8 protein-coding genes and 1 pseudogene are annotated in these 12996 nt (G+C 74.7%); 7 read left to right on the forward strand and 2 right to left on the reverse strand.

Annotated elements, in window-relative coordinates; all coding sequences use genetic code 11:
* Positions 1-29: 29 nt before the first annotated feature.
* The 4 genes and pseudogenes from ACIGG8_RS11060 to ACIGG8_RS11075 all read left to right on the forward strand — a co-directional run.
* A pseudogene (locus ACIGG8_RS11060) lies at positions 30-746 on the forward strand (ABC transporter ATP-binding protein); the annotation flags it as partial.
* Between the two features lie 230 nt (positions 747-976).
* A complete protein-coding gene (locus ACIGG8_RS11065) occupies positions 977-3715 on the forward strand; it encodes an FtsX-like permease family protein (RefSeq protein ID WP_396547122.1) in 2739 nt (912 codons plus the stop codon).
* Positions 3716-3920: 205 nt separating this feature from the next.
* Positions 3921-4292, forward strand: coding sequence for a BlaI/MecI/CopY family transcriptional regulator (locus ACIGG8_RS11070; RefSeq protein WP_396547124.1), 372 nt, complete (start codon positions 3921-3923; stop codon positions 4290-4292).
* Positions 4289-5200 (forward strand): M48 family metalloprotease, encoded by a 912-nt coding sequence (locus ACIGG8_RS11075; RefSeq protein WP_396547126.1) that lies wholly within the window; start codon positions 4289-4291, stop codon positions 5198-5200. The genes ACIGG8_RS11070 and ACIGG8_RS11075 overlap by 4 nt, the downstream gene beginning before the upstream one ends.
* A gap of 147 nt (positions 5201-5347) precedes the next feature.
* Here the strand turns inward: ACIGG8_RS11075 and ACIGG8_RS11080 are convergent, their stop codons facing one another.
* Complete coding sequence (locus ACIGG8_RS11080) at positions 5348-6442, reverse strand: NlpC/P60 family protein (protein ID WP_396547128.1); 1095 nt, start codon at positions 6440-6442, stop codon at positions 5348-5350.
* Between the two features lie 440 nt (positions 6443-6882).
* Here ACIGG8_RS11080 and ACIGG8_RS11085 point away from each other — a divergent pair, with 440 nt between their 5' ends.
* The 3 genes from ACIGG8_RS11085 to meaB are packed head-to-tail and all read left to right on the forward strand — an operon-like array spanning position 6883 to position 11987.
* Complete coding sequence (locus ACIGG8_RS11085) at positions 6883-8784, forward strand: methylmalonyl-CoA mutase subunit beta (RefSeq protein ID WP_396547130.1); 1902 nt, start codon at positions 6883-6885, stop codon at positions 8782-8784.
* Positions 8781-10982, forward strand: coding sequence for a methylmalonyl-CoA mutase (gene scpA, locus ACIGG8_RS11090; protein WP_396547131.1), 2202 nt, complete (start codon positions 8781-8783; stop codon positions 10980-10982). Before ACIGG8_RS11085 ends, scpA begins: the two co-directional genes overlap by 4 nt.
* A 12-nt stretch (positions 10983-10994) precedes the next feature.
* Positions 10995-11987 (forward strand): methylmalonyl Co-A mutase-associated GTPase MeaB, encoded by a 993-nt coding sequence (gene meaB, locus ACIGG8_RS11095; protein WP_350525029.1) that lies wholly within the window; start codon positions 10995-10997, stop codon positions 11985-11987.
* Positions 11988-12050: 63 nt separating this feature from the next.
* Here meaB and ACIGG8_RS11100 read toward each other — a convergent pair whose 3' ends face one another.
* Positions 12051-12881, reverse strand: a complete 831-nt coding sequence (locus tag ACIGG8_RS11100; protein WP_396547132.1) for a polysaccharide deacetylase family protein — start codon at positions 12879-12881, stop codon at positions 12051-12053.
* Positions 12882-12996 lie beyond the last annotated feature (115 nt).

Raw genomic sequence — 12996 nt, forward strand, 5'->3', positions numbered from 1 at the left:
ATCGCCCGGCATATATAGTTCACCGACATATGCAGTCGAGAAGCTCACAAGGGGGAAGTGTGTCCACCACCGATCCGGCCCGGCCGGGGCCCGTCCTGCAACTGGCCAACGTCACCCGGGTGCACGGGCGGGGCGCCGCCGAGGTGCACGCCCTGCGCGGCATCGACCTGGCCGTCCACCCCGGGGAGTTCGTCGCCGTCATGGGGCCGTCCGGCTCCGGCAAGTCGACCCTGCTGACCCTGGCCGGCGGGCTGGACCGGCCCAGCGACGGCGAGGTCCTGGTGGAGGGGGTCCCGCTCGGCAAACTCGGCAGGGGCAGGCTCGCCGACCTTCGGCGGCGCTCCATCGGGTACGTCTTCCAGGACTACAACCTGATCCCGGCGCTCACCGCCGCCGAGAACATCGCCCTGCCCCGCGAACTCGACGGCGTCCCGGGGCGCCGGGCCCGTCGGGAGGCGCTGGCCGCGCTGGAGGAGCTGGGCATCGGCGAACTGGCCGACCGCTTCCCCGACGACATGTCGGGCGGCCAGCAGCAGCGCGTCGCGATCGCCCGCGCCCTGATCGGCGAGCGGCGCCTGGTGCTCGCCGACGAACCGACCGGCGCGCTCGACTCCGCCACCGGCGAGGCCGTGCTCGGGGTGCTGCGCGCCCGCTGCGACGCCGGGGCGGCGGCGATGATGGTCACCCACGAGGCCGCGCACGCCGCTTGGGCGGACCGGGTGGTCCACCTCCGGGACGGCGCGGTCGACTCCGAGAGCCGCGGCCCCCGATCCGCCCGCCACCGGTCCACCGGTCACCGACCCGCCGACGGCCTTTCCCCCGGCGACGGTTCCGCCTACGACGGTTCCGCGTACGACGGTTCCGCGTACGACCGTTCCCCGTTCGGCCCTTCCACCGACGACGGTTCCGCGTACGACCGTTCCCCGGACCGTCCGACGACGGTCCACCGCCCCGGCTCGATCGGCGGGGTGACGCGGTGAGGCTCGGAGCCTGGCGGGTCGCCCTGCGCATCGCCCGCCGCGACGCCCTGCGGGCCAAGGGCCGCAGCGCCCTGATCGCCGCCATGATCGCCCTTCCCGTGCTCGGCGTCACCGGCGCCGACGTGGTCCACCGCAGCGGGCAGCTCACCCCGGCCGAGCGGGTCGAGCGGGTGGTGGGCGGCGCGGACGCCCTGGTCACCGCCCTCGACCCGGGCCGCACCGTCGAACAGGCGCCGGTCGCGGAGGACGGCGTCCTCGTCGTCCAGCCCCGCCCGGGGGAGCAGCCCACCGCCGAACAGCAGAAGGGCGCGACCGCCGACCCGATCGGTCTGGTCGGCTCGCTGCTGCCGTCCGGCAGTGCGCTCACCCCGGCCCGTCCGGGGCCGGAGAGCGGTGCGACCTCACCCGAGGGCCTGGTCCGCACGCTCACCACCGAGGCGAACCTCGCCGACCCGATCTGGCACGGCCGGATCGACCTGGTCGAGGGCCGCGCCCCGAGCGCCCCGCGCGAGGTGGCCGTCACCCGGGCGTTCCTGGACCGCTCCGGGCTCCGGCCGGGCGGCACCACCACCGTCCAGGGACTGGACGGGACGACCTTCACCATCACCGGTGTCGTGGAGCACCCGGACGAGCTCGGCCGGGTCGAACTCGTCGCCCGGCCCGGCGAGTTGCTGGACCAGCTGGCCGCCGCCCAGGCCGCCGGCCGACCGGCCGCCGAGCAGCGTCCGGCCGAGCGCGCCGCCTGGCTGGTCCGGCTGCCGTCCGGGGCCGCGCTCGACTGGGCCGCGGTGCAGCGGTTCAACGCCCACGGCTTCACGCTCACCGCCCGCTCGGTGGCGCTCGCCCCGCCGCCGGAGCAGGCCGTGCCCTACTACCGCGACGCGCACCGCTTCGGCGACCTGTCGACCGGCGACAACACCGAGATCGTCGTCGCCACCGTCACCGGCATGGCGCTGCTGGAGGTCGCCCTGCTCGCCGGGCCCGCCTTCGCGGTCGGCGCCCGCCGCTCCCGCCGCCAGCTCGCCCTGCTCGGCGCCGCCGGCGGCAGCCGCACCCACGTCGGCGCGGTGGTCCTCGGCGGCGGGCTTGTCCTCGGCGCGGCCGGGGCGCTGGCCGGGGTGTCGCTCGGCACCGGGCTGGTCGCGGTGCTCCGGCCGCAGATCGAACGGGTCGGCGGCGCACGGTTCGGACACCTCGCCCTGCCGCCGCTGGACCTGCTCGCGATCGCCGGGATCGGCCTGGTCACCGCCCTGCTCGCGGCCGCACTGCCCGCCGTGCAGGCCGCCCGCCGCAGCGTCACCGCCGGACTCACCGGCCGGGACACCGTCCGCGGCCCCAGCCGCGCGGTCACCGTCGGCGGCGTGGTGCTGGTCGCCCTCGGCGGCGTCCTCGCGGTGTACGGCGCCGGTGCCGTGCAGCGCGACCGGCCGGGCGTCGGCGGCTACGACACCCGGACGCTCACCGTGCTCGGCGGCTCGGTGACCGCCGAGATCGGGCTGCTGCTCTGCACCCCGATGCTGGTCGCCCTGATCGGCCGGGCGGCCGGCAGGCTGCCGCTCGGGCCCCGGCTCGCGCTGCGCGACTCCGCCCGGCACCGCTCGCGCACCGCACCGGCGGTGGCCGCGGTGATGGCCGCGGTGGCCGGCGCCGTCGCCATCGGGGTGTACACCACCAGCACCGACGCCGAGAACCGGCGCGACTACCGGCCGCAGGCCCCGTACGGCGCCGTCCAGCTCACCAGCTCCACCGACGGGCCCCGGCTCGACCGGCTGCGCGGCGAACTGGAGGAGCAGCTGACCGGCCTCGGCCCGCGCGGCGACCTCGCCGACGTCATGTACCGCTTCTGCGAGAACTGCTCCAGCACCGTCCAGCTCAAGGGCCCCGTGAACCGGCGCAGCCTCGGCGCCCCGCCGCACCTGGCCGCCGGGGACGCCACCGTGCTGCACAACCTGTTCGCCGTCCACGACCCGGCCGCCGAACAGGCGCTGGCCGCGGGGAAGCTGCTGGTCTTCGACCGCGCCCTGCTGGGCGCCGACGGGAAGGCCGTGCTGATGCTGCGCGGCGGCAGCGGCGCGGTGCAGCCGGGCGAGGTGCCCAAGCCCGAGCTCCAGGAGGTCCCGGTCGACGCGGTGCTGGTCGACAACGAGGCCGCCGCGGGCTTCGCCCAGGGCATGGTGCTGCCCTCCGCGCTGCCGCGCCTCGGGCTCTCCGCGCGGCCGACCGGCTCGGTCTGGCTGCCCGCCACGCCGCCAGACCGCCGGGCGCAGCAGCGCGCCGAAGCGGCTGCGATCCGGCTGGACCGGATGGCCACGCTCTCGGTCGAGCGCGGTTTCCAGCCGAAGAGCGACGCGCTCACCCTGGCGCTCACCGGCTTCGCCGGGCTGGTCGTGCTCGGCGCGGCCGGGATCGCCACCGGCCTCGCGGCCGCCGACTCCCGGCAGGACCAGGCCACCCTGGCCGCCGTCGGCGCACCGCCGCGGATCCGGCGGAGCATGGCGGGCCTGCAGTGCGCGCTGATCGCCCTGCTGGGGGCGCTGCTCGGCGCGGCCAACGGGTTCGTGCCGGCGGTGGGGCTGCTGAAGTCCCGGGCGAGCGGGTTCGGGGCCAAGCCGGCGCTGATCACCGCGCCGTGGGTCGAGCTGCTGCTGGTGGTGCTGGTGCTGCCGGTGGTCGCGGGGCTGCTCGCCGCGCTGTTCACCCGGTCCCGGATCCCGCTGGGGCGGCGGCTGTCCTGACCCCGGCCCGTCGGGTTCGATCACCGGTTGCACACGTACCGGGCACCGGTCGACACCGCTCGGACACCACCTGGGCACCACCCGGAAGACGCCGGGCGCCCGCCTCCGGAGGCCGGGGGCGGGCGCCCGGCGCTCGCCGTAGCATGGGCCGCGTTCCGGTGGGCGAAGGGCGCCGGCGGTGGGCTCGGCGAGGGAGACAAGGGCGGTGCTACGGGGCTTCGGCGATCTGGAGGCCGAGATCATGGACCGGCTCTGGGCCTGGGGCCGACCGGCCACGGTGCGCGAGGTCGTGGACGATCTGCGGCAGCAGCGCGCCGTCGCGTACACCACCGTCACCACGGTCGCCGACATCCTGCACACCAAGGGCTGGCTGCGCCGTGACAAGGTCGGCCGCGCCTGGGTGTACGAGCCGACCTGCACCCGCGAGGAGTACACCGCCCGGCTGATGCACCAGGCGCTGGAGACCACCCCCGACCGGGCCGGCGCGCTGCTCCGCTTCATCGACCGGATCAGCGGGGACGAGGCCTCCGCCCTGCTCGCGGCCCTCGAACAGGTGAAGTCCCGGGATCCGGAGTGACCCTCGCCCTGCTCGTCCTCTACCTGGCGGTGACCGGGGTGCTGCTGCCCCGGCGGCTGGCCGGCTCCGCGCGGCTCCAGGCCCGTCCGGCGGCCGGTGCGGGGCTCTGGCTCGCGCTGATGGCCTCGTTCACGGTCGCCCTGCTGCTCGCGGCGCACCACGCGGTGGAGCCCTTCGCCCACGAGCCGGCCGGGCTGCTCGGCCTCCTCCCCCACGCCGAGCCGGCCGGGGGTCTCCTCCCGCACACCCACGACTGGTGGCTGCTGGCCGCCGCCGGGGCGGTGGTCGCCGCCCTGGTCACCGCCGTCGGCGTCCGCACCGGGCGGGCCCGGCGCCGGCACCGGGCCGTGCTGGACCTGGTCGCCGTCCGGGACGGGCGCTGGGACGCACTGGTGCTGGAGCACGCGCACCCGACCGTGTACTGCCTGCCCGGACGGCGCTCCCGGGTGGTGTTGTCGCGCGGGGCGCTGCGGCTGCTGGACGAACGGCAGCTCGCCGCGGCCGTCGCCCACGAGCACGGGCACATCCGGGGCCGCCACCACCTGTTCCGGCTGCCGGCGGACACCTTCGCGCTGCTCCTCGGACCGCTGCCGCTGGCCCGGCTGGGGCGCTCGGAGGTGGCGGTGCTGCTGGAGATGGCGGCCGACGACGCGGCGCTGGCGCTCGCGTCCCGGGGTGAACTGGCCTCCGCGCTCTACGCGTTGGCGACCGCCGGGGTCCCGTCCCCGGACGGCGGGGTGGCGGGCGGCGGGGCGCTGGGGGTGGCCGCCACCGGGGTGCTGGCCCGGGTCCGGCGGCTGGCCCGCCCCGGTGGCGGCCGGCGGCGGCCGGCCTGGCGGCTCGGGGTGCTGGCGCTGCCGGTGCTTCCCGCGCTGCCGTACCTGCTGGCCTGCGCACCGCACCCGTGACACCGGTGGCACCCGAAACACCGGTAGCACCTGCAGCACTCGCAGCGGGCCGTCCGCGACCGGCCCGGAACGCCGCGGGCCCGCCGCCGCCGGAGCGGGAGCGGGCCTGCGGCGGGCAGTGCGGCGGCCGGGCCGCCGCGGGCGCGGTCAGGCCGGCCGGACGGCGCCCATGTACGGCATCGCGGAGATCGGGAGCACCTCGATGTTCTTGCCGGTGCGCGGCGCGTGGATCATCTTGCCGTCACCGATGTACAGCCCGACGTGGTGCAGGTCGTCGTAGAAGAAGACCAGGTCACCGGGCTGCAGGTTGGCGCGGTCGACGTGCGGGCCGTCGTTCCACTGGTCCTGGGACATCCGGGAGATCGTGCGGCCCCCCGCGCGGTAGGCCTGGCTGGTGAGGCCGGAGCAGTCGAAGCTGTCCGGGCCGGTCTTGCTCCAGCCGTACGGCTTGCCGAGCTGGGCCTGGGCGAACGCGATGATGGCCGCGGCCCGGCCACTGGCGGCCGGCAGCGGGGCGTTCATGTCGGGGCGGTCGGCGGAGCGGGAGGCGCGGTCCGCCGCGGCGGCGGTGCCCGCGGCGGCTGCCTGCTTGGCCTCGGCCTTGGCCTTCTCCGCGGACTGCTGGGCGTTGATCCTGGCGCGGTCCTCGGCGCTGAGCTTGTTCAGCATCTCCTGCGCCTGCGCCAGCTTGGTCTGGATGCCGTTCTTCTGCTCCGCCAGCTGCTTGCCGACCGCGTCGAGCGACGCGAGGGTCGCGGTGGCCTCGGCACGGTCCTGGTCGAGCTTGCGCTGCTCGTCCTGGGCCTGCTTCAGCAGGTTCGCCTGGGATTCGGCGACCTGGTTCTGCACCGCGGCGCGCTCCAGGTAGCCGGACGGGTCGGAGTCGAGCATCAGCTGGACCGACGCGTCGATGCCGTTGGTCCGGTACTGGTCGGCGGCGACGGCCCCGAGCCGGGTGCGCAGCTCGTTCATCGCCTCCTGGCCCCGGACCACCTTCTCCTGGATCTGGTTGGCGTCGACCTGGAGCTTCTGCTGCTGGGCCTGGAAGCCGTTGTAGCGCTCGATGGACTGCTCGGCCTCCTCGTTGAGCTTGTCCACCTGCTCCTTGACGGAGGCGAGGGTCGGCGCGGGCTCGGCGTGTGCGGTGCCCGAGGCGAGGACCGCGCCGCCGGCCGCCATGGCCGTGGTGAGGACCGCCATACGGGCCCGGCTGGGGGGGCTGGGCTTGCGGCGCTTTCCCATGGGCGGTCGGCTCTCCTTCGGGGGAATCCGGGGCCGGCCCGTACGGGCCGGGGACGGCGAAGGCAGGCGGGGCGAGCAACGGGGGGATGCTGCCCCGCCCACCTTCTTCGAAGTAACTTAATAGATGAGGGGCGGGGTTCCGCAATCCCCCTGATCATGACGTTTCGGGGCCATGACGGGACATCGATCGCGTTCCGTGCCATCGGTATTGACTACGGGCGCCGCCGCGGCCGCGGTTCACCCCGGTTCAGCTCGGTTCCCCCCGGCCCGACCGCCGGCGCTCCTTCCCCCGCTCCCGCCGCGGGTGACCCCGCCGGATCCGTGATCGCCGGCCCATGGCACGGCCCGCCCCGCGGAGTGCTGAGAATGCGCCAAATCGAGGGAAAGGTCACACACGGCGCCCCTCCTGCGGGTACGCGAACGGGCGCTAACCTGCGCACATGAAGGTCCCGCCCGAAGGGCTCCCCCTCGCCGCCGAGTTCCCGGCCGCGCACCGTGAGCAGTGGCAGCAGCTCGTCCAGGGCGTGCTGCGCAAGTCCGGTGCCCAGCCCGAGGACGGCGCCGCCGCCGAGCAGGCACTCACCACCGAGCTCCAGGACGGGCTCGGTGCACGCCCGCTGTACACCGCCGAGGACACCGCGGTCGACCCCGGGTACCCGGGCTTCCCGCCCTTCGTCCGCGGCGGCCGGCCGCAGGGCTCGGCCGTCGCCGGGTGGGACGTACGGCAGCGGCACGCCGACCCGGACCGGCGGCGCGCCAACGAGGCCGTACTGGCCGACCTGGAGAACGGCGTCGGCTCGCTCTGGCTGGAACTGGGCGGCGGGGCCCTCCCGGTGGACGCCCTGCCCGAGGCGCTGACCGGCGTGTACCTGGACCTGGCCGCGGTGGCACTCGACGCCGGACCCGAATTCACCGACGCCGCCGAGCAGTTGTTCAAGCTCTACGAGCAGCGCGAGGTCTCCCCCGGCGACGCCTCCGGCAACCTCGGCGCCGACCCGCTCGGCCTCCAGGCCCGCACCGGCGACACCGCCCGCACCGACGCGCTGCTCGCCGAGGCCACCGCGCTCGCGGCCCGCTGCGCCGCCGACTACCCGAACGTCCGGGCGCTGACCGTCGACGCCCTGCCGTACCACGAGGCCGGCGCCTCCCCCGCGCAGGAGCTGGGCTGCGCGCTCGCCACCGGCGTCGCCTACCTGCGCGCGCTCACCGCCGCCGGACTGTCGGTGGACGCCGCGCTCGGCCAGCTGGAGTTCCGCTACGCGGCCGACGCCGACCAGTTCCTGACCATCGCCAAGTTCCGTGCCGCGCGCCGCCTCTGGGCCCGCGTCGCCGAGGTGTCCGGGGCGTCCGCCGCGGCCTCGGCGCAGCGTCAGCACGCCGTCACCTCCCGGGTGATGATGACCGCCCGCGACCCGTGGGTGAACATGCTGCGCACCACCATCGCCTGCCTGGCCGCCGGGGTCGGCGGCGCCGACGCCGTCACCGTGCTGCCCTTCGACAGCGCGCTCGGCCAGCCGGACGCCTTCGCCCGCCGGATCGCCCGCAACACCCAGTCGATCCTGCTGGAGGAGTCCCACCTGGCCCGGGTGATCGACCCGGCCGGCGGCTCCTGGTACGTCGAGCAGCTCGGCGAGGAGCTGGCCCGGGCCGCCTGGGCCTGGTTCCAGGAGATCGAGCGGGCCGGCGGCCAGCAGGCCGCCCTCGGGTCCGGGCTGGTCGGCGAGCGGCTCGCCGTGACCTGGGCGGAGCGGTCCGTCAGGCTCGCCAAGCGGCGCGAACCGGTCACCGGCGTCAGCGAGTTCCCGCACCTGGACGAGCAGCCGCTGGTCCGCGAGCCGGCCCCGGCCGCGCTCGCCGGCGGCCTGCCGCAGGTGCGCCGCGCCGAGGCGTACGAGGCGCTGCGGGACCGCTCGGACGCCGCGCTCGCGGCCACCGGCGAGCGGCCGAAGCTGTTCCTGGCCTCGATCGGCACCGCCGCCGCGCACACCGCGCGCACCACCTTCGCGGCCAACCTGTTCCAGGCCGGCGGCATCGCGACGACCTCCCTCGAAGGCGTCGACCCGGCGGCGTTCGCCGAGGCGTTCACCGCCTCCGGCGCCACCGTCGCCTGCCTCTGCTCCAGCGACGCCCTGTACGGCGAGCACGCCGAGGCCGTCGCCGGCGCCCTGAAGGCGGCCGGCGCCGCGAAGGTGCTGCTGGCCGGACGGCTCGGCGAAGCCCCGGCCGGAGTGGACGGGTTCGTCCACGCGGGCGGGGACGCGGTCGCCGTCCTCACCTCCCTGCTGGACCAGATCACCGGCGCGCGCGGCGCCGACGACGACGAGAGCGAGGCGGCTCGATGATTCCCGACTTCACCGGTATCGGGCTGGACGGCGGCGCCGCCGACGTCTCGGACGACCAGTGGCAGGCCGCCTGGCGGCAGTCCACCGGCAAGGACGTCGACGAGCTGGTCTGGGACACCCCCGAGGGCATCGGCGTCAGGCCGCTGTACACCGCGGCGGACCTGGCCGGGCTGGACTTCCTGGAGACCTACCCGGGCATCGCCCCGTACCTGCGCGGGCCGTACCCGACCATGTACGTCAACCAGCCGTGGACCGTCCGCCAGTACGCGGGCTTCTCCACCGCCGAGGAGTCCAACGCCTTCTACCGCCGCAACCTGGCGGCCGGTCAGAAGGGCCTCTCGGTCGCCTTCGACCTGCCGACCCACCGCGGCTACGACAGCGACCACCCGCGCGTCACCGGCGACGTCGGCATGGCGGGCGTCGCGATCGACTCGATCTACGACATGCGCCAGCTGTTCGACGGCATCCCGCTGGACCGGATGTCGGTGTCGATGACCATGAACGGCGCCGTCCTCCCGGTGCTGGCGCTGTACATCGTCGCCGCCGAGGAGCAGGGCGTGCCGCCGGAGAAGCTGGCGGGGACCATCCAGAACGACATTCTCAAGGAGTTCATGGTCCGCAACACCTACATCTACCCGCCGCAGCCGTCGATGCGGATCATCTCGGACATCTTCGCGTACACCTCGCAGAAGATGCCCCGGTACAACTCGATCTCCATCTCCGGCTACCACATCCAGGAGGCCGGGGCCACCGCCGACCTGGAGCTGGCCTACACCCTGGCCGACGGGGTGGAGTACCTGCGCGCGGGCCTGGACGTGGGGCTGGACGTGGACGCCTTCGCGCCGCGGCTGTCGTTCTTCTGGGCGATCGGCATGAACTTCTTCATGGAGGTCGCCAAGCTGCGCGCGGCCCGGCTGCTCTGGGCCAAGCTGGTCAAGCAGTTCGACCCGAAGAACCCCAAGTCGCTTTCGCTGCGCACCCATTCGCAGACCTCCGGCTGGTCGCTCACCGCGCAGGACGTGTTCAACAACGTCACCCGCACGTGCGTGGAGGCGATGGCCGCCACCCAGGGCCACACCCAGTCGCTGCACACCAACGCCCTCGACGAGGCGCTCGCCCTGCCCACCGACTTCTCCGCCCGGATCGCCCGCAACACCCAGCTGCTGCTGCAGCAGGAGTCGGGCACCTGCCGGGTCATCGACCCGTGGGGCGGCTCGGCGTACGTCGAGAAGCTGACCAACGACCTGGCGGCACGCGCCTGGCAGCACATCCAGGAGGTCGAGGCCGCCGGCGGCATGGCCAAGGCGATCGACGCCGGCATCCCCAAGATGCGCGTCGAGGAGGCCGCCGCCCGCACCCAGGCGCGCATCGACTCCGGCCGCCAGCCGGTGATCGGCGTCAACAAGTACCGGGTGGAGAGCGACGAGCAGATCGACGTCCTCAAGGTCGACAACTCCGCGGTGCGGGCCCGCCAGATCGAGAAGCTGCGCCGGCTGCGCGCCGAGCGCGACGAGGCCGCCACGCAGGACGCGCTGAACGCGCTCACCCGGGCCGCCGAGGCCGGACCGCAGCGCGGCGGCTCGCTGGACGGCAACCTGCTGCACCTGGCCGTCAACGCGGCCCGGGCCATGGCCACCGTCGGCGAGATCTCGGACGCCCTGGAGAAGGTGTACGGCCGCCACTCCGGCCAGATCCGTACCATCTCCGGTGTGTACCGAGACGAAGCGGGCCCGTCGGCCTCCCTCCAGCGCACCCGCGACCTGGTCGAGCGGTTCGAGGAGGCCGAGGGCCGCCGGCCGCGCATCCTGGTCGCCAAGATGGGCCAGGACGGCCACGACCGCGGCCAGAAGGTGATCGCCACCGCCTTCGCCGACCTCGGCTTCACGGTGGACGTCGGCCCGCTGTTCCAGACCCCGGCGGAGGTCGCCCGGCAGGCCGTCGAGGCGGACGTGCACATCGTCGGCGTCTCCTCGCTGGCCGCCGGCCACCTCACCCTGGTGCCCGCGCTGCGCGCCGAACTCGCCGCGGCGGGCCGGGAGGACATCACCATCGTGGTCGGCGGGGTCATCCCCCCGCAGGACTTCGACGCGCTGTACGAGGCGGGCGCGGCGGCGGTGTTCGGACCGGGCACGGTCATCCCGGACGCCGCGCACGACCTGCTGACGGCCCTGGCGTCCGAGCTCGGCCACGAGCTGTGAGCCGCTGAGCCGATGCCTCCGCGGACGATCGACCTCGACAGCTACGTGACGGGTGTCCTCGACGGCTCGCGCGCCTGGATCGCGCGCGCCGTCACCCTCGTCGAGTCCTCCCGTCCCGACCACCGCGCGCTCGCGCAGCAGCTGCTCCAGCGGCTGCTGCCGCACGCGGGCGGGGCGGTCCGGGTGGGCATCACCGGGGTTCCCGGTGTCGGCAAGTCGACCTTCATCGACTCCTTCGGCACCATGCTGACGGGGGAGGGCCACCGGGTCGCGGTCCTCGCCGTCGACCCGACCTCCAGCCGGACCGGCGGCTCCATCCTGGGCGACAAGACCCGGATGGAGCGCCTGGCCGTCGACCCGCAGGCCTTCGTCCGCCCCTCCCCCACCTCGGGGACCCTGGGCGGCGTCGCCAAGGCCACCCGCGAGTCGATGGTGGTGATGGAGGCGGCCGGATACGACGTGGTGCTGATCGAGACGGTCGGCGTCGGCCAGTCCGAAACGGCGGTGGCCGGCATGGTGGACACCTTCCTCCTGCTCAGCCTCGCCCGGACCGGCGACCAGCTCCAGGGCATCAAGAAGGGCGTCCTGGAACTCGCCGACGTCATCGCGATCAACAAGGCGGACGGCCCGCACGAGACCGACGCCCGCGCCGCGGCCCGCGAACTCGCGGGCGCGTTGCGGCTGTTGCAGGCCCCCGACGCGGCCTGGACCCCACCCGTCCTCACCTGCAGCGGCCGTGAGAACGCCGGCCTCGACGTGCTCTGGGAGCGCCTCCAGCAGCACCGCAAGGTCCTCGACGCCACCGGCGCCCTGGCCGCCAAGCGCCGCGACCAGCAGGTCGAGTGGACCTGGGCGATGGTCCACGACCAGCTCTACGCCCGCCTGCACGAGCACCCCGACGTACGGCGCCTGGCCCCCGACCTGGAAGCCCGGGTCCGCGCCGGCACCCTCCCGGCCGGACTGGCCGCCCAGCGCATCCTGGACGGCTTCTTCGGCACGCCCTGACGACCGGTTGCGGGGCGGTGGCGGCACGACCGCCGCACCGCCCCGCCCGGGCGGCGCAACGCGTCACGGAGTGGTCTGGACCGGGTAGCCGGTGGGGCGGCCCTGGGCCTTCAGCCAGGTGAGCACCTGGTCGAGGGCTTCGACGGTCTGCTGGCGGTCGCCGCCGCCGTCGTGGAACAGGATGGTCGGGCCGAGGTGGAGCTCCTTCTTGACGGTGTCCACGATGGCGCCGGTGCCGGGCTTGTTGAAGTCCTTCGAGTCGACGTTCCAGCCGAGCGGACGCATGCCGTTCGCGGCGGCGATGCGCCGGCTGTCGGGGGTGAACGAGCCGCCGGGAGCCCGGTAGTACATCACCTTGGCGCCGCCCGCGGCGTCCTCGATCATCTTCTTCGCGTCCAGGATCTCCTTCTCCTGGTACGCGACCGGCTTCTTGTCCATGGAGGTGTCGTGGTCCACGGTGTGGTCGCAGAGCCGGTGGCCCTCCGCGACGACCCGCTTGACCAGGTCGGGGTGGGCCTTGGCCTGCGGTCCGATCATGCAGAACGTCGCCTTCACGCCGTGCCGCTTGAGGACGTCGAGGACCTTCGGCGTCCAGTTCGGATCGGGGCCGTCGTCGATGGTGATGTTGACGGCGTTGCCACCGCTCTCGGAGGCGTGGGCGATGCCGTCGGGTATCCCGCTGCCCTGCTGCGTGCCGCCGTCGCCGCCCTTGGCGCCGTCCCCGCCGCTGCCGTCGGCGGACGTGCCCTGCTCCTGTGCGATGTCCTGCCGGGGGACGCCGTCCGGCCCGGCGAGGGTCGCGACCCCCCAGGCGCCCGCCGCCAGGGCGACGGCCGCCACCGCGAGCGCCACCCGACTGCCGGCCAGGTCCTTCATCCGTGCTTTGCGGTCCATCGGCTGACTGCCCCCCACCTGTCTGCGGTCTCTCCGAGGTTCATGACGTGAACCCGATCGAACGGGTTCCCGAAATCCCCCGTCATCGCAGGTGAAGGCTTGATCGTCGACCGCC

This window comes from Kitasatospora sp. NPDC085464, assembly GCF_044541955.1.
Lineage (GTDB): Bacteria > Actinomycetota > Actinomycetes > Streptomycetales > Streptomycetaceae > Kitasatospora.

Coding starts and splice junctions, on each gene's coding strand:
- ACIGG8_RS11080 (WP_396547128.1), bottom strand. CDS start 6,442: ATGGGAAAGCGCCGCAAGCCCAGCCCCCCCAGCCGGGCCCGTATGGCG.
- ACIGG8_RS11085 (WP_396547130.1), top strand. CDS start 6,883: ATGAAGGTCCCGCCCGAAGGGCTCCCCCTCGCCGCCGAGTTCCCGGCC.
- scpA (WP_396547131.1), top strand. CDS start 8,781: ATGATTCCCGACTTCACCGGTATCGGGCTGGACGGCGGCGCCGCCGAC.
- meaB (WP_350525029.1), top strand. CDS start 10,995: ATGCCTCCGCGGACGATCGACCTCGACAGCTACGTGACGGGTGTCCTC.
- ACIGG8_RS11100 (WP_396547132.1), bottom strand. CDS start 12,881: ATGGACCGCAAAGCACGGATGAAGGACCTGGCCGGCAGTCGGGTGGCG.